Raw genomic sequence first — 15,922 nt, 5'->3', positions numbered from 1 at the left:
TCGCCTCCGACCGCGGGGGACGGGAAGGCCCCGGACGGGCTGGGAGCGGGTCGTCGGGGGCGGTCAGTACGACTTGGGGAGGCCCAGGGACTGGTGGGAGACGTAATTGAGGATCATCTCCCGGCTGACCGGCGCGATCCGCGCCACCCGGGACGCGGTGATCAGGGACGCGAGACCGTACTCACGGGTCAGGCCGTTGCCGCCGAGGGTGTGCACGGCCTGGTCGACCGCTTTGACGCACGCCTCTCCGGCCGCGTACTTCGCCATGTTGGCGGCCTCGCCCGCGCCGATGTCGTCGCCGTCGTCGTAGAGGCGGGCGGCCTTCTGCATCATCAGCCGGGCCAGTTCCAGTTCGATGTGTGCCTGGGCGAGGGGGTGCGCGATGGCCTGGTGGGCGCCGATGGGCTCCTTCCACACCTGGCGGGTCTTCGCGTACTCGACGGCGCGTCCCAGCGCGAACCGGCCCATGCCGATACCGAAGGCGGCGGTCATGATCCGTTCGGGGTTGAGACCGGCGAAGAGCTGGAGGAGTCCGGCGTCCTCTCCCCCACTCTCGGCTTCGCTCGAGCGGGAGGTGCCCCCACCGACGAGGGCGTCGGCGGGCAGGCGTACGTCGTCCAGGACGAGTTCGAACTGCTTCTCCGGCGCCTGGAGTTCCATCTCGATGTGGGAGCGCTGAAAGCCGGGTGCCTCGCGCGGGACGATGAACAGGCAGGGCTTCAGCTTGCCGGTCCGGGCGTCCTCGGTACGGCCGACGATGAGGGTGGCGTCGGCGATGTCGACGCCGGAGACGAAGACCTTGCGCCCGGTGAGCACCCACTCCTCGCCGTCGCGGCGGGCGGTGGTGGTGATCCGGTGGGAGTTGGATCCGGCGTCGGGTTCGGTGATCCCGAAGGCCATGGTGAGGCTGCCGTCGGCGAGGCCGGGGAGCCACTGTCGCTTCTGGTCGTCGGTCCCGAAGCGGGCTATCACGGTGCCGCAGATGGCCGGCGAGACGACCATCATCAGCAGCGGCGATCCCGCGGCACCCAACTCCTCCAGAACGATGGCGAGTTCGGCCATCCCGCTGCCTCCGCCGCCGTACTCCTCGGGAAGGTTGACGCCGAGGTAGCCGAGCTTGCCCGCCTCGGCCCACAGCTCACGCGGGTGCTCGCCCTTGCGGGCGAGGGCGGTGGAGTAGTCCCTGCCGTACCGCTTTCCGAGGGCGGCGACGGCGGCGCGCAGCGCCTGGTGCTCTTCGGTTTCGAGGACGGTGCTCATGCGTTCTCCTCCACGAGGTCTGCGGTTTCGGTGACGACGGCGAGCAGGGCGCCGACCTCCACCTGGAGGCCGGGCGCGGCGTGCAGGGCGGTGAGGGTGCCGGACGCGGGGGCGAGGATGCGGTGCTCCATCTTCATCGCCTCCAGCCAGATCAGCGGCTGCCCGGCCTCGACGGCGGCCCCGGCCGCGAGGCCGTCGGCGACGCGGACGACGGTGCCGGGCATCGGGGCGAGGAGGGAGCCGGGTTCGGTGCGTTCGGTGGGGTCGGTGAAGCGGGGCAGGGCGGTGAACGTGTACGAGCCGGTGGCGGTGTCCACGTACAGCCGGTCGCGGTGAGCGGCGACGCCGAAGTGCCGGGTGACGCCGCCCGTTTCGAGCGTGACGCGGTCGGACCGGACGGCCATGACGCGGGTGCCGTCCGTGGGTGCGAGCCCGTCGCGGGTGGCGCGGTAGGCGATCTCGTGCTCGCGGCCGTCGGGTTCGCTCCGGTAGCGCCTGAGCTGGGGCTGCGAGGCGACGTTGCGCCAGGCTCCGAAGCGGGCGACGCCACCGGGGGCGTCCCGGGTCGCCTCGGCGAGGGCGGCGGCGGTGGCGGCGAGGCGCTGGTCCGCCTCGTCGGCCTCGGCGGTCAGCGCGCCCAGGTGCCGGTCGTAGAAGCCGGTGTCGAGGCGGGCGGCGACGAAGTCCGGGTGCCGCAGGGAGCGGACAAGGAGCTCGCGGTTGGTGACCGGGCCGTGGACGCGGGCGCGCTCCAGGGCGCGGGCGAGCAGGCGCACGGCTTCCGTACGGGTCGGGGCGTGGGCGATGACCTTGGCGAGCATCGGGTCGTAGTGCACGCCGATGGTGTCGCCGCCGGTGTATCCGGTGTCCAGGCGCAGCCCGGGCTCGTCCGGCACCTCGAACGAGAGCAGTGCTCCGGTCTGCGGCTGCCAGTCGCGGGCCGGGTCCTCGGCGTAGAGCCGGGCCTCGACCGCGTGCCCGGCGGGCGGCGGCGGTGCGGCGGAGGGCAGGGGCTCCCCTTCCGCGATCCGCAGTTGCAGGGCGACGAGGTCGAGGCCGAACACGGCCTCGGTGACGGGGTGTTCGACCTGGAGGCGGGTGTTCATCTCCAGGAAGTACGGACGCCCGTCCGCGGCGACCAGGAATTCGACCGTGCCGGCACCCCGGTAGCCGACCGCCCGTGACGCGGCCGTGGCGGCGTCGTGCAGCCTGCCCCGGAGCGCGTCGTCGAGGCCGGGCGCGGGGGCCTCCTCGATGACCTTCTGGTGGCGTCGCTGGAGCGAGCAGTCGCGGGTGCCGAGCGCCCAGACGCCGTCGTGTTCGTCTGCCATGATCTGGACCTCGACGTGCCGGCCGCGCTCCACGTACGGCTCGGCGAAGACCTCACCGTCCCCGAACGCGGACAGCGCCTCCGCCGCCGCGGCCGTCAGCTCCCCGGGAAGATCGCCCAGTTCTCGTACGATCCGCATGCCGCGCCCGCCGCCGCCCGACGCGGCCTTGAGCAGCAGCGGCAGGTCCTCGGCACGGGCGGCGGCCGGGTCGACGGGGGTGAGCAGCGGTACCCCGGCGGCGGCCATGAGCTCCTTGGCGCGGGTCTTGGACGCCATCAGTTCGATGGCCTTGACCGGCGGGCCGACCCAGACCAGCCCCGCGTCCTGCACGGCGGCGGCGAATCCGGCGTTCTCGGAGAGGAACCCGTACCCGGGGTGGACGGCGTCGGCGCCCGCCGCGAGGGCGGCGGCGACGACGAGATCGCCGCGCAGATACGTGTCGGAGGGCGCGGCCCCCGGCAGCCGTACGGCGGTGTCGGCCTCCCGCACGTGCAGCGCGTCGGCGTCCGCGTCGGAGTACACGGCGACGGTCGCGATGCCGAGTGCGCGGCAGGTGCGGAAGATCCGGCAGGCGATCTCGCCCCGGTTGGCGACGATGAGTGAGTGAATAGTGGCTGTCAAGGGAGAACTCTTTCCGCTAGAACACCGCGACCAGCAATCGAGGAACCCCTACGGCGAGCGACCACCTCCGCGAGGGCGGCGGCGGTTCGGCCGCGAAGGGGGGTGCTCCTCACATCCGGAAGACGCCGAAGCCGCCGCGGGCGCCCTCGACCGGTGCGGTGTGGATGGCGGACAGGCACATGCCGAGGACGGTCCTGGTGTCGCGCGGGTCGATGACCCCGTCGTCGTACAGCCGCCCGGACAGGAACATCGGCAGGGACTCGGCCTCGATCTGCTGCTCGACCATGGCGCGCAGCGCGGCGTCCGACTCGTCGTCGTACGGCCGGCCCTTCGCGGCGGCGGAGGCGCGGGCGACGATGGACAGGACTCCGGCCAGTTGCTGCGGGCCCATGACGGCGGACTTGCTGCTGGGCCAGGCGAACAGGAAGCGCGGGTCGTAGGCCCTGCCGCACATGCCGTAGTGCCCGGCGCCGTAGGAGGCGCCCATCAGGACGGACAGGTGCGGAACCCTGGAGTTCGACACCGCGTTGATCATCATCGCGCCGTGCTTGATGATGCCGCCCTGTTCGTACTCCTTGCCGACCATGTAGCCGGTGGTGTTGTGCAGGAAGAGCAGCGGGATGTCGCGCTGGTTGGCGAGCTGGATGAACTGGGCCGCCTTCTGCGACTCCTCGCTGAACAGCACACCCTGGGCGTTGGCGAGGATGCCGACGGGGTAGCCGTGCAGCCGGGCCCAGCCGGTGACCAGGCTGGTCCCGTAGAGCGGTTTGAACGCGTCGAAGTCCGAGCCGTCGACCAGCCGGGCGATGACCTCGCGCGGGTCGAAGGGGGCCTTCAGGTCGCCGGGCACGATGCCGATCAGCTCGTCCTCGTCGTACTTGGGCGGCTCGGCCGGTCCCGGATCGGGGTGTTCCTTGCGCCAGTTGAGGCGGGCGACGATGCGGCGGGCCTGGCGCAGGGCGTCGTGCTCGTCGAGCGCGAAGTGGTCGGCGAGGCCGGAGGTGCGGGCGTGCATCTCGGCGCCGCCGAGCGATTCGTCGTCGCTCTCCTCACCGGTGGCCATCTTCACCAGGGGCGGGCCGCCGAGGAAGACCTTGGACTGCTCCTTGATCATGACGGTGTGGTCGGACATGCCGGGGACGTACGCCCCACCGGCGGTGGAGTTGCCGAACACGACGGCCACGGTCGGGATGCCGGCGGCCGAGAGCCGGGTGATGTCACGGAAGAGCGCCCCGCCCGGGATGAAGATCTCCTTCTGGGACGGCAGATCGGCGCCGCCGGACTCGACCAGGCTGATGGCCGGGAGCCGATTGGCGAAGGCGATCTCGTTGGCCCGCAGGGCCTTCTTCAGCGTCCAGGGGTTGGAGGCGCCGCCGCGTACGGTCGGGTCGTTGGCGGTGATCAGGCACTCGACGCCCTCCACCACCCCGATGCCGGTGACGAGCGAGGCGCCGACCGCGTAGTCGCTGCCCCAGGCCGCGAGCGGCGACAGCTCCAGGAACGGGGTGTCGCGGTCGACGAGCAACTCGATCCGCTCACGGGCCAGGAGCTTGCCGCGCGAGCGGTGCCGCTCCACGTACTTCTCGCCGCCGCCCTCCAGCGCCTTGGCGTGCGCGGTGTCCAGTGCGGCGAGCTTGTCGAGCATGGCGGCGCGGTTCGCGTCGTATTCGGGGCTCGCGGTGTCGAGCCCGGTGGGCAGGACGGTCATGCGTGCACCTCCGGTGCGTCGGCGCTGTCCAGGGAGTCGGGGGCCTCGCCCTCCGGCGGCGGGAGCAGCGCCACGGGTATCTCCAGCCTGCGCGAGCGCAGCCACTCCCCCACGGCCTTGGCCTGCGGGTCGAAGCGGTGCTGGGCGGCGACGCCCTCGCCGAGGAGGCCGTGGACGGTGAAGTTCAGGGCGCGCAGGTTCGGCAGGACATGGCGTACGACGGTGAGGCCGGCGGTCTCCGGGAGGAGTTCCCGCAGGCGCTCGACGGTCAGCTCGTGGGCCAGCCACCGCCACGCCTCCTCGCCGCGGACCCACACCCCGACGTTCGCGTCGCCGCCCTTGTCGCCGCTGCGGGCGCCCGCGACGAGCCCGAGGGGCGCGGAGCGGGTGGGGCCCGCTTCCAACGGCGGCGGCAGCGACGGCTGTTCGACCTCCGCCAGTTCTCGCGTACGGGCGGCCGGGGACTGCGCCTCGCGCCGGCCGTCGGGCAGCACGGCCACCTGGTCCACGTCCCCGGCCGGTACGTACCGGGCCTCGAACACCCCGTAGGGTGCGCCCTTCCCGGGCGGGGCGGTGACGTGGAAGCCCGGGTAGCTGCCGAGCGCCAGCTCGATCGCGGCGCCGGACAGGGCGCGCCCCACGGCCTCCGATTCCCGGTCGCGGACGACGAGCCGCAGCAGGGCGCTCGCCGTCTCCTCGGTCGCGGCGTCGGTCCGGTCGGTGCGGACGAACTCCCACCGCACCTCGTCGGGTTGCCGGCCGGCCCGTGCGAAGGCGTCCGCGATCTGGTCACGGACGAGCCGCGCCTTGGCGTCGACGTCGAGTCCGGTGAGCACGAAGACGACCTCGTTGCGCCACCCGCCGAGCCGGGTGAGCCCGGCCTTGAGCGTGGGCGGCGGGGCCTCGCCCTTCACCCCGGAGATCCGGACGCGGTCGGGGCCGTCGGGGGTCAGTCGTACGGTGTCGAGCCGGGCGGTGACGTCGGGTCCGGCGTACCGGGCGCCGCCCGTCTCGTACAGCAGCTGGGCGGTGACCGTGCCGGCGTCGACGACGCCGCCCGTGCCGTCGTGCTTGGTGATGACGGAGCTTCCGTCGGCGTGGATCTCGGCGACGGGGAAGCCGGGGCGGCGGATGTCGTGGCCCCGGAAGAAGGAGTAGTTCCCGCCGGTGGCCTGGGTGCCGCACTCCAGTACGTGTCCGGCGACGACGGCTCCGGCGAGCGCGTCGTGGTCCTCGGGGCCCCAGCCGAAGTGGGCGGCGGCGGGTCCGGTGACGAGGGCGGCGTCGGTGACCCGGCCGGTGACGACGATGTCCGCCCCGGCCCGCAGACAGGCGGCGATGCCCGCCCCGCCGAGGTAGGCGTTGGCGGTGAGGAAGCCGTCGGGCACGGGGAGGCTGTCGCCCTCGACATGGGCCACGCGCACCGGAACACCGACCTTGTCGGCCAACTCCCTGACCGCATCGGCCAGTCCGGCCGGGTTGAGCCCGCCGGCATTGGTGACGATCTTGACGCCGCGCTCGTGGGCGAGCCCGAGCCCCTCCTCCAGTTGCCGCAGGAAGGTGGTGGCGTAGCCGCGCGAGGGGTCCTTGAGCCGGCTGCGGCCGAGGATGAGCATGGTCAGCTCGGCGAGGTAGTCGCCGGTGAGGACGTCGAGGGGGCCTTCGGTGAGCATCTCGCGCACGGCGTCGAAGCGGTCACCGTAGAACCCGGAGGCGTTGCCGATCCGCAGCGGCGGCGTCATCGGTCCGACTTCGGGGAGCGCCCGGCCCCGGCGGGCCCGGCGAAGGCCTGGGCGATGTCCAGCCAGGTGTCGGCGTCGACGCCCTCGGCCCGCACGGCGAGGTCGTCGCGGTGGGCGCGCTGGGTGACGAGCAGGCAGAAGTCGTACAGCGGTCCGGTGACGCGCTGGGCGGCGCCCTCGGGGCCGTAGGAGATCAACTCACCGCCCGGGGACTCCAGTTCCACCCTGAACTCCTCCGTGGGTGTCTGGATCCCCCGTACGAGGAAGGCGTAGTCGCGGGCCCGCACCCCGATCCGGGCGACGTGCCGCAGCCGGGCGGTGGGAGCGCGGCTGACGCCGAGGGCGTCGGCGATGTCCTGGCCGTGCGCCCAGGTCTCCATGAGGCGCCCGGTCGCCATGGAGGCGACGCTCATCGGCGGCCCGTACCAGGGGAAACGGGCCCCGGCGGGTGCCGCGCGCAGGGCCTCCTGGAGCTGCTGCCGGCCGGTGCGCCAGCGTACGAGCAGGGCGTCCGGCGCGTACGCCGCGACGACCTCCTCGGCGGCCCGGTCGACGAAGCCCTCGGGGTCCTTCATCGCCTTCGCCACCTCGTCACCGAACCGCTCGGGCTCCGTGACGGCGATCAGGGCGACCTCGTCGGTCCAGCTGAGATGGGCCACCTGGTGGGCGACGGTCCACCCCTCGGCGGGTGTCGCCCCCGCCCATTGCGAGGCGTTCAACCCGGCCACGAGCAGGTCGAGTTCCTCACTCTCACCGCTCAGGTCGTCGAGCACGGCTGCGGCATCGGACACGGTGCGCTCCCCTCGGGGCGTGGCGGTGTGACCCGGAGCCTGCCAGCGGGAGAGAAAACAATCAAGCGTGCTTGCATGATTTCTTTTCCGGTCGCGCCGTGGAGGAAGCCGCCGCCCCGGACCCCCGCCCCGGGCCCTGTCCGGACCTAGGCTGACTCCGTGAACTTCGACACCACACGTGACATACGGATCAGGCCCGGCGTCCCGGCCGACGCTCCCGCCGTTCTGGACATGCTCGATGGAGCGGTGGCCTGGATGAACGGTCGCGGCAACACCCAGCAGTGGGGCACGACACCCTATTCGCGGAAACCCGGCGGGGCGGAGCGGGTGCGGCGGTACATGACCGACCAGACCCCGTACGTGGCGGAGCTGGGCGGCACACCCGTCGGGGCGGTGGTCCTGGACGACGGGCCCAACCCGCAGATGCCCATCGCGGCGGCCGGTGAACCCGAGCGGTACGTGCGGCTCCTGATCTCCGACCGCCGGCACGCAGGTCTGGGTGTCGGGGCGGCGCTGCTGGCCCATGCGGCCGAGGAGACCCGGCGGGCGGGCGTGGAGTTGCTGCGGGTCGACTGCTGGGCGGGCGGCGGGGGCGAACTGGTCGCCTTCTACGAGCGCAACGGCTTCACCCCCACCACCCCCTTCATGTCCGGGGAATGGCCGGGCCAGGTGCTGGCACGGCGGGTCGGCTGACGGCCCCGCGCCGGACGACGACCGGCGCTACTTCTCCCCGGACGCCGCCTCCTTCATCTTCAGCGTCGTGCTGGCCCCGTCCAGTGCCTCGCGGATGATGTCGGCGTGACCACTGTGGTGGGCGATCTCGCGGAAGATGTGCCACAGGACGCGGCGGACCGCCCAGACGACGGGCTCCGGGGGCGACCACGGGTACACCGGCAGCGTGACCTCACGGTCGAGGTCGGCCTCACGCACCGTGCGGTCGAACGCGGCGGCCGCGGTGTGGAACGCCTCCAGCAGTCGGGGCAGTTCCTCGGCCTCGGTCATCCGGTTGCCGTCCGGGTCGAGGTCGGCCCAGTCGATCTTGGCCGGGGCGGTGCCGTCGACCACGTCCAGCCAACTGCGCTGCACGAGCCCGAGGTGCTTCAGCAGACCGCCGAGCGTCAGCTCGCTGACGGTCGTGCGGGCACGCGCCTGCGTGTCGTCGAGCTGCGCGACGGTGTAGAGAAAATTGGTGCGCTGGTCGGTCACGAGCGCGAGCAGATCGTCGCGTTCCGGCATGTTTTCCTCCAGGTCGGATATCGCGACCACCCTAGATTCGGGCGCCCGGCGGCGCAGCCGGAACGGGATCATCCGCCCGCGCCCGTCGTCACCGCTTCCCGCCGCCGCCGATCTGGCTGCGTACGGCGCCCATGCTCGCGCCGATGACCAGCGCGATGGCCAGGGCGTCCGTCGTGGAGAGGGCCTGGTCGAGGATGAAGAAGCCGGCCGCGGCCGCGATCGCGGGTTCCAGGCTCATCAGGATCGCGAAGGTGGGCGCGGGCAGCCTGCGCAGCGCCATGAGTTCGAGGGTGTACGGCAGGACCGAGCTCAGCAGCGCGACGGCGGCGCCGAGGCCGAGCGTGGAGGGGACGAGGAGCTTCGAGCCGGACTCCATGATGCCGAGCGGCAGCGAGAGGACGGCCGCCACCACCATGGCCAGGGCCAGCCCGTCGGCCTGCGGGAAGCGGCGGCCGGTGCGGGCGCTGAAGATGATGTACGCCGCCCACATGGCACCGGCGGCCAGTGCGTACGCGGCGCCCACCGGATCGAGCCGGTCGAACCCTCCGCCGCTCAGCAGCACCACACCGCACAGCGCGAGTCCGGCCCAGATCACGTTGACGAGGCGGCGCGAGGCGACCACCGAGAGGGTGAGCGGGCCGAGCACCTCCAGGGTCACGGCGGCGCCGAGCGGGATGCGGTCGGCGGCCTGGTAGAAGAGCGTGTTCATGGCGCCCATGGCGAGGCCGAAGGCCACCACGGTGCCCCAGTCGGCGCGCGAGTGGCCGCGCAGTTTCGGGCGGCAGACGACGAGCAGGACGAGGGCCGCGGCGGCGAGTCGCAGGGTGACGACGCCGAGCGCGCCGGCCTTCGGCATCAGCAGCACCGCTACCGCCGAACCGAACTGGACGGAGAGCCCGCCCGCGACCACCAGCGCGATCGGCGCGAGCGCCGCTCTGCGCCCTCCCCGGGCGGGGCCGCCCTGCTCGCCGAGGGCGGTGACCGCCTCGGGTACGGCGACTGCGGCGGCCGTTTCTGCGGCGGTGCCCTGGTCGTTCACCTGTGGCCTGACTTTCTGGGTTCACGCGTGCGGGTCATGGAGAAGGACAGTGCAACACACTGCACTGCGAGATTGAAGATACTGCACTCACCTCGTGCGGGGCGTCTCTCCACCGTAAGGACCTGCGCGCGGCACGTGAAATGCCCATTGGGCTCCCGTTATGCTCCACACGCATGAGCGCGGGAGAGAACAGGGCAGAGAACAGGGCAGAGAACAGAGCGGGGAGCAGGGCCGGGAACACCGGCCGCGCCCTCGAGATCCGCCACTTGCGCGCCTTCCTCGCCGTCGCGGACGAGGCCAGCATCACCCGGGCCGCCGCCCGGCTCCGGCTCACCCAGCCCGCCGTCTCCCGCACCCTCGCCGCTCTGGAGCGCCACCTCGGCATCCGGCTCGTCGACCGCTCCACCCACCACCTGGACCTCACCCCCGAGGGCATCGCCTTCCGCGACCGGGCCGCCGCCGCGGTCGCGGCCTTCGACGCGGCGACCGACACGGAGGGGCTGCACAGGTGGCCGCTGCGGCTGGGCCACGCCTGGTCGGCGTTCGGCCCGTACACCACCCCGCTGCTCCGCACCTGGCAGGAGCGCCACCCGAGGACCCCACTGGAACTCCGCCGCATCGACGACCGCACCGCCGGACTGACCCGGGGCGAGGTCGATGCCGCACTGCTGCGCGGCCCGGTCGACGCGCCGGGCCTCGTCACGGAGGTGCTGTACGAGGAGGAGCGGGTGGCCGCCGTGGCGGCGGACGGCCCCCTCGCCGCCCGCGCCACGCTCCGGCTGGCCGATCTCGCGACCGGCACCGTCGTCCTGAACACCGTCTCCGGCACCACGACCTCCGAGCTGTGGCCGCCGTCCGCCCGCCCCTCCGCCACCCTGACCGTGGCGAACACCGACGACTGGCTCGCCGCCATCGCGGCGGGCCGCGGCTCGGGGGTCTCCGCAGCGTCGACAGCCGGCATGCACCCGCACGCCGGGGTCGCCTACCGCCCGCTCGCGGACGCCCCGCCCCTGCCGGTCGTGCTCGCCCGCCGCGACGCACCCGGCCATCCGGCCCTCGCCGACCTGGCCGCGCTGGCACGCGAGATCGTGGCGCGAAACGCTGCCGACTGAGGGAATTTTCGCGTACACGCGGGCAGTTGGGGCCCTGTGAAGGAGGCGCGAGGGACGCGCCCATCAGGGGGAGACCATGTCGGACCACCGCTCCAACAACGTCACCGTGCACGGCACCGTGGCCGTCGGCTACGAAGGCGTACGGGACGAGTTCACCGCCGTACTCACGGAGGAGCACAACGAGCCGGGCGCGCAGCTCGCCGTGTACCGGGACAGCCGGCTCGTCGTCGACCTCTGGGCGGGTGACGGGATCGACGGCGACTCGCTGCCCGCCGTCTTCTCCTCCACCAAGGGCGCGGCCCACCTCGTCGTCGCCCTGCTCGTCCAGGACGGCACCCTCGACCTGGACCGTACGGTCGCCTCGTACTGGCCGGAGTTCGCGGCGGAGGGCAAGGGCGCGCTGACGCTGCGGGAGCTGCTGGGCCACCGCTCCGGGGTCATCGGGGTCGAGGGCGGCTTCACCGAGGCCGACCTGGCCGACGACCGGGCGATCGCCGCCCGGCTGGCGGAGCAGGCCCCCTTCTGGGAGCCGGGCACGGAGTACGGCTATCACGCGCTGGTCATCGGCGCGCTCACCGGTGAGGTGGTGCGGCGGGCCACCGGGCGCTCCATCCAGGAGCTTTTCGAGGAGCGCGTCCGCGCCCCCTACGGCCTGGACCTCTACCTGGGGCAGCCCGCCGAACTGGAACCGCGCTACGTCCCCATCCGGCCCATGAACCCGTCGCCCGAGCAGGCGGCGGAGATCGCCGCCCGTCCTTCCGACCCGGAGAGCCTGAAGCCGGTGGCCTTCAACGTGCCGACGGACCTGGTCGCGTGGATCAACATCCCGTCCGTGCGGGCGCTCGGCCCGGCGTCGGTGGGCGGTGTCGGTTCGGCGCGCGCCCTGGCCGGGATGTACGCGGCCACGCTCTCGGAGTTCGCGGGCCGGCCCGCGCTCCTCAAGCCGGAGACCCGCGCCGAGTTCGCCCGGCTCGGCCTCGCCGGCACCGACCGGGTGACCGGGGAGAGCGACCACTTCGCCCTCGGCTTCGAGCGCCCGCACATGCCCTACCCGTCCCTCGGCGAGGACGCGTTCGGCCACTGCGGCGCGGCGGGATCGCAGGCCTTCGCGGACCCGGCGAGCGGGATCGCGTACGGCTACACCCGCCGGCGCTACGCGTACCCGGGCGGGGCGGGCCCGGAGAACACCCGGCTGGTGGCGGCGGTGCTGGCGGCCGCGCGGCACTGAGCCGAGGGGGCGGGGCAACCCGCCCCGACCTCGCCGGTTGCTGTACCTACATTATGTAGCTACATTCAGACGCATGGAAACGATCGGGCTGCGTGAACTCAACCAGAACCCGTCCAAGGCCGTGGCGCTGGTGCGCTCGGGCGTGCCCATACTCGTCACCGACCGGGGCGTACCAGTCCTGCGCATGGTGCCCGAAGCCGAGACACCGGACCCGCTCCGTCGCATGATCGAGGCCGGAGACGCCACTCCGCCCGCCGAGCAGGGCATGCCGGACCTGGTTCCCGAACTTGCCCCGAATCTGCCGAGCCTCTCCGACCTCCTGCTGTCGGAGCGCGACGAGGAGCGTCGGCGTTGATCTACCTCGACTCCTGCGCGCTCCTCAAGTTCATCAAGCCCGAACCCGAGTCCGAGGCCCTGCGCGCCTGGCGTGCCGGGCTGCCGGAGGGAACCGAACTGCTGACGAGCGATCTGGCCCGGCTGGAGATCACCCGCACACTGCACCGGGCCGGAATCGACCCCGAGCGCATTGCCTACTTCGTGGCCCAGGCCGTCCGGGGCGTGTACCTGATCGACCTCACCAGCACCGTGCTGGCGCGCGCTACCGCCTATCAGACCCGCAGCCTCGGCACTCTCGACTCCCTCCACCTGGCGACCGCCGACCCGTTCCGGGTGGGCCTCACCGCCTTCGTCACCTACGACAGCGAACTGGCCAGGGCCGCGACCGATTTCGGGCTCCCTGTGCACGCGCCGGCTTAGGTCCTGTCCGGAGTTCGAGCGCGACGCCGCGGGGGGACTCCAGACAGGAGCTAGCGGGGGCCCGGGGGCGGCGTACCCGTCTCCAGCCCCTCCGCCAGCACCTCCGCGAGGTGCCGTGCCCGCACGCCTCCCAGCTGGGCCAGCTGGGTCCGGCAGGAGAACCCGTCCGCCAGGATCTCCGGGTCCTGCGCCGCCGCCTCTCGCACCGCCGGCAGCAACCGGTCCTCCGCGCAGGCGACCGACACCTCCCAGTGGCCCCGCTCGAAGCCGAAGTTGCCGGCCAGTCCGCAGCAGCCTCCCTCCAACTCGCCCACCAGTCCGGCCCGTTCCCGCAAGCGGCGGTCCGCCGCATCGCCCAGGACCGCGTGCTGGTGGCAGTGCGTCTGGCCGGTGACCGGGCGGGCGAGGCGCGGGGGCTGCCAGTCGGGGGCGTACTCCTCCAGGTACTCGGCCAACGTACGGACCGATGACGCCAGTTCGGCGGCACGGGGGTCGTCCGGCAGGAGCTCCGGCAGGTCGGTGCGCAGCGTCGCCGCGCAGCTCGGCTCCAGGACGATCACGGGGTCGCCCAGCACGCCGCCCAGCCGCTTCAGCGTGCGGCGCATCACCCGGCGCGCCCGGGTCAGCTGGCCGGTCGAGACGTACGTGAGCCCGCAGCACAGGCCGCTCCCGGGCGTCAGCGTCGTCCGTCCCGCCGACTCCAGCACGCGGACCGCCGCCCGGCCCACCTCGGGCGAGAGGTGTTCGGTGAAGGTGTCGGGCCACAGGAGCGCCACCTCGTCGTTCGAGTAGAGGAAGGTCCCCCTGCCCTGGCGGCGCAGGAGCCACCGCGTGAACGTCTCCCGCGCCAGGACCGGGATGCCGCGCTCCGGCGCGATGCCCGCCAGCCGCTTGGCCAGGGCCGCGAGCGGGCGCACCCGGGCCAGCGCGTTCAGCGGCCGCGCGAGGGGCGCGGCGAGGCGCAGCCACCGCGGCAGCCACCCCATCGCGTAGTGCGCGGCCGGGCGCAGCCGGTGGCGGTAGTGGTGGTGCAGGAACTCCGCCTTGTACGTGGCCATGTCGACGCCCACCGGGCAGTCACTGCGGCAGCCCTTGCAGGACAGGCACAGGTCGAGCGCGTCCCGTACCTCCGTCGAGCGCCAGCCGTCCGTGATCACCCCGCCCGCCGTCCCGGCCAGCATCTCGTGGAGGAGCCGGGCCCGGCCGCGCGTCGAGTGGGCCTCCTCGCCGGTGGCGCGGAAGGAGGGGCACATCACGGACGGGCCCGAGGCCTGCTCCGTACGGCACTTGGCGACCCCGACGCACCTGCGCACCGCCGCCGAGAAGTCGCCGCCGTCGTGCGGGTAGCCGAAGGCGACGTCGACCGGCTTCTTGGGGAGCACGTCGAAGCGGAGGTTCTCGTCGAGGCGAGCCGGGCGGGCGAGGATGCCCGGGTTCATGCCGCCGTCGGGGTCCCAGAGGTCCTTGTACCGGGCGAAGAGGGCGACCAGTTCGTCCCCGTACATCCGGGGGAGGAGTTCGGCGCGTGCCTGGCCGTCGCCGTGTTCGCCGGAGAGGGAGCCGCCGTGCGCGACGACGAGTGAGGCGAGGTCCTCGGAGAAGCGGCGGAAGCGGGCGACGCCCGCGCCGGACAGCAGGTCGAAGCCGATCCGGACGTGGATGCAGCCGTCGCCGAAGTGCCCGTACGGCGTGCCGCGCAGGCCGTGTTCGGCCAGCAGGGCGCGGAAGTCCCGGAGGTAGGGCCCGAGCCGGGTGGGCGGCACGGCGCAGTCCTCCCACCCGGGCCAGGCCTCGCTCCCGTCGGGCATCCGGGTCGCCGTCCCGGCCGCGTCCTCCCGGATCCGCCACAGGGCCCTCTGGCCGGCCGGGTCGGTGACGACGGCGGTGTCCACCGCGTCCGCCGAAGCGGCCCGGACGAGGCGCTCGGCGTGGGCGCGGGCCTCGGCCGGGGTGGCGCCGCCCGTCTCGGCGAACAGCCAGGCGGCGCCGCGCGGCAGCCCGGCCGGTTCGCGTACGAGGTCGGCGGCCATGCCCTCGACGGTCAGCGGGTGGTGGGGGAGGAGGCCGGGGGCGGCCTCGGCGGCGGCGGACTCGTCGGCGTAGCCGAGGACGGCGAGCGCGCGGGCGGGGGGTGAGTCGACCAGCCGCACCGTAGCCTCCGTCACGACGCCGAGCGTGCCCTCGCTGCCGCAGAACGCGCGGACGGGGTCGGGGCCGTTCTCGGGCAGCAGGGCGTCCAGGGCGTAACCGGAGATGCGGCGCGGTAGTTCGGGGAATCCTGTGCGCAGGAGTGCGAGGTGGCCGGCGATCAGTTCACGGAGACCGGCGGGGCCTTCGGCCCCCTGTTCCAGCCGCAGGGTGTCACCGGCGTAGCGGGCGACGGTCAGGGCGTGGACGTTGTCGGCGGTGGTGCCCCAGGCGACCGAGTGGGAGCCGCAGGAGTTGTTGCCGATCATGCCGCCGATGGTGCAGCGGCTGTGCGTGGAGGGGTCCGGGCCGAACGTCAGCCCGTGCGGGGCGGCGGCGGCCCGCAGGTCGTCCAGGACGACGCCCGGCTGGACCACGGCCGTGCGGGAGCCGGCGTCCAGGTCCACGAGGGTGCGCAGGTGGCGGGTGAGGTCGAGGACGACGCCCGTGCCGGTGGCCTGCCCGGCGATGGACGTACCGCCGCCGCGCGGCACGACGGGCACCCCGTGCGCCCGGCAGACGGCGAGCGCGGCGGTGATGTCGTCGGCGTCGCGCGGAGCGACGACGCCGAGGGGGACCCGCCGGTAGTTGGAGGCGTCCATCGTCGTCAGGGCGCGCGCCGTGGCGTCGAACGCGACCTCGCCCCTCACGGACGCGCGCAGTTCACGGACGAGCGCGGTGGGGGTACCGCCGGGGTGAGCCTTGCCGAATGCCATCCGGCCAGGATGCCGTCGGCCCGGCGGACGCACCCGGCCGCCCCGCCCGACGGCCCCGCGCGTTTCCGCCGATTACGTCAATACGTCGAAATATGCCGGGCTCGCAAACACAAACGGAACAGAGAACACCACAAGTTCTTCCCAAACAGATCGTCAATTCTCATATAGTGACCCAGACTTGTCTGGGAATTCTCA

At 73.1% G+C, this 15,922-nt stretch carries 13 protein-coding genes; 5 read left to right on the top strand and 8 right to left on the bottom strand.

Annotation, left to right across the window (positions count from 1 at the left end):
• Window positions 1-63: 63 nt before the first annotated feature.
• The 5 genes from ACFYPA_RS16400 to ACFYPA_RS16380 all read right to left on the bottom strand — a co-directional run bounded on the left by ACFYPA_RS16400 (window position 64) and on the right by ACFYPA_RS16380 (window position 7,453).
• Window positions 64-1,260 (bottom strand): acyl-CoA dehydrogenase family protein, encoded by a 1,197-nt coding sequence (locus ACFYPA_RS16400; RefSeq protein ID WP_359352604.1) that lies wholly within the window; start codon window positions 1,258-1,260, stop codon window positions 64-66.
• Window positions 1,257-3,212 carry an acetyl/propionyl/methylcrotonyl-CoA carboxylase subunit alpha gene (locus ACFYPA_RS16395; RefSeq protein WP_389132371.1) on the bottom strand — a complete coding sequence of 652 codons (1,956 nt, stop codon included), beginning with the start codon at window positions 3,210-3,212 and terminating at the stop codon, window positions 1,257-1,259. The genes ACFYPA_RS16400 and ACFYPA_RS16395 overlap by 4 nt, the downstream gene beginning before the upstream one ends.
• Before the next feature lie 109 nt (window positions 3,213-3,321).
• Window positions 3,322-4,920, bottom strand: coding sequence for a carboxyl transferase domain-containing protein (locus tag ACFYPA_RS16390; protein ID WP_359077983.1), 1,599 nt, complete (start codon window positions 4,918-4,920; stop codon window positions 3,322-3,324).
• On the bottom strand, window positions 4,917-6,662 hold the full coding sequence (locus ACFYPA_RS16385) for an acyclic terpene utilization AtuA family protein (protein WP_389132367.1): 1,746 nt from the start codon (window positions 6,660-6,662) through the stop codon (window positions 4,917-4,919). Before ACFYPA_RS16385 ends, ACFYPA_RS16390 begins: the two co-directional genes overlap by 4 nt.
• Window positions 6,659-7,453 carry a TIGR03084 family metal-binding protein gene (locus tag ACFYPA_RS16380; protein WP_389132364.1) on the bottom strand — a complete coding sequence of 265 codons (795 nt, stop codon included), beginning with the start codon at window positions 7,451-7,453 and terminating at the stop codon, window positions 6,659-6,661. The genes ACFYPA_RS16385 and ACFYPA_RS16380 overlap by 4 nt, the downstream gene beginning before the upstream one ends.
• 159 nt (window positions 7,454-7,612) lie before the next feature.
• Between ACFYPA_RS16380 and ACFYPA_RS16375 the strand changes: the two genes are divergently transcribed.
• A complete protein-coding gene (locus ACFYPA_RS16375) occupies window positions 7,613-8,146 on the top strand; it encodes a GNAT family N-acetyltransferase (protein WP_359077977.1) in 534 nt (177 codons plus the stop codon).
• Between the two features lie 27 nt (window positions 8,147-8,173).
• Here ACFYPA_RS16375 and ACFYPA_RS16370 read toward each other — a convergent pair whose 3' ends face one another.
• On the bottom strand, window positions 8,174-8,689 hold the full coding sequence (locus tag ACFYPA_RS16370; RefSeq protein WP_389132361.1) for a DUF664 domain-containing protein: 516 nt from the start codon (window positions 8,687-8,689) through the stop codon (window positions 8,174-8,176).
• 88 nt (window positions 8,690-8,777) lie between these two features.
• Entirely contained in the window at window positions 8,778-9,728 is a 951-nt protein-coding gene (locus ACFYPA_RS16365; RefSeq protein ID WP_359077974.1) for an EamA family transporter, read from the bottom strand.
• A 173-nt stretch (window positions 9,729-9,901) separates the two neighbouring features.
• Here ACFYPA_RS16365 and ACFYPA_RS16360 point away from each other — a divergent pair, with 173 nt between their 5' ends.
• The 4 genes from ACFYPA_RS16360 to ACFYPA_RS16345 all read left to right on the top strand — a co-directional run bounded on the left by ACFYPA_RS16360 (window position 9,902) and on the right by ACFYPA_RS16345 (window position 12,824).
• On the top strand, window positions 9,902-10,840 hold the full coding sequence (locus tag ACFYPA_RS16360; protein WP_389132358.1) for a LysR substrate-binding domain-containing protein: 939 nt from the start codon (window positions 9,902-9,904) through the stop codon (window positions 10,838-10,840).
• 76 nt (window positions 10,841-10,916) lie between these two features.
• Window positions 10,917-12,068 carry a serine hydrolase domain-containing protein gene (locus ACFYPA_RS16355; protein WP_359077970.1) on the top strand — a complete coding sequence of 384 codons (1,152 nt, stop codon included), beginning with the start codon at window positions 10,917-10,919 and terminating at the stop codon, window positions 12,066-12,068.
• 73 nt (window positions 12,069-12,141) lie between these two features.
• On the top strand, window positions 12,142-12,423 hold the full coding sequence (locus tag ACFYPA_RS16350; protein ID WP_359077968.1) for a type II toxin-antitoxin system prevent-host-death family antitoxin: 282 nt from the start codon (window positions 12,142-12,144) through the stop codon (window positions 12,421-12,423).
• A complete protein-coding gene (locus tag ACFYPA_RS16345) occupies window positions 12,420-12,824 on the top strand; it encodes a type II toxin-antitoxin system VapC family toxin (RefSeq protein ID WP_359077966.1) in 405 nt (134 codons plus the stop codon). Before ACFYPA_RS16350 ends, ACFYPA_RS16345 begins: the two co-directional genes overlap by 4 nt.
• A 50-nt stretch (window positions 12,825-12,874) precedes the next feature.
• Here ACFYPA_RS16345 and ACFYPA_RS16340 read toward each other — a convergent pair whose 3' ends face one another.
• On the bottom strand, window positions 12,875-15,727 hold the full coding sequence (locus ACFYPA_RS16340) for an FAD-binding and (Fe-S)-binding domain-containing protein (RefSeq protein ID WP_359077964.1): 2,853 nt from the start codon (window positions 15,725-15,727) through the stop codon (window positions 12,875-12,877).
• Between the last annotated feature and the right edge of the window lie 195 nt (window positions 15,728-15,922).

The sequence above is a fragment of the Streptomyces sp. NPDC005775 genome, from assembly GCF_042871565.1.
In the GTDB taxonomy this organism is placed as follows: Bacteria; Actinomycetota; Actinomycetes; order Streptomycetales; family Streptomycetaceae; genus Streptomyces.
The sequence above is the reverse complement of the archived record's forward strand: the minus strand, read 5'-3'. Positions and strand labels throughout refer to the sequence as shown.

What these genes read in the sequence shown, in the direction of transcription:
- ACFYPA_RS16400 (WP_359352604.1), bottom strand. Translation starts at nt 1,260, where the DNA reads ATGAGCACCGTCCTCGAAACCGAAGAGCACCAGGCGCTGCGCGCCGCC.
- ACFYPA_RS16390 (WP_359077983.1), bottom strand. Translation starts at nt 4,920, where the DNA reads ATGACCGTCCTGCCCACCGGGCTCGACACCGCGAGCCCCGAATACGAC.
- ACFYPA_RS16385 (WP_389132367.1), bottom strand. Translation starts at nt 6,662, where the DNA reads ATGACGCCGCCGCTGCGGATCGGCAACGCCTCCGGGTTCTACGGTGAC.
- ACFYPA_RS16370 (WP_389132361.1), bottom strand. Translation starts at nt 8,689, where the DNA reads ATGCCGGAACGCGACGATCTGCTCGCGCTCGTGACCGACCAGCGCACC.
- ACFYPA_RS16360 (WP_389132358.1), top strand. Translation starts at nt 9,902, where the DNA reads ATGAGCGCGGGAGAGAACAGGGCAGAGAACAGGGCAGAGAACAGAGCG.
- ACFYPA_RS16355 (WP_359077970.1), top strand. Translation starts at nt 10,917, where the DNA reads ATGTCGGACCACCGCTCCAACAACGTCACCGTGCACGGCACCGTGGCC.
- ACFYPA_RS16350 (WP_359077968.1), top strand. Translation starts at nt 12,142, where the DNA reads ATGGAAACGATCGGGCTGCGTGAACTCAACCAGAACCCGTCCAAGGCC.
- ACFYPA_RS16340 (WP_359077964.1), bottom strand. Translation starts at nt 15,727, where the DNA reads ATGGCATTCGGCAAGGCTCACCCCGGCGGTACCCCCACCGCGCTCGTC.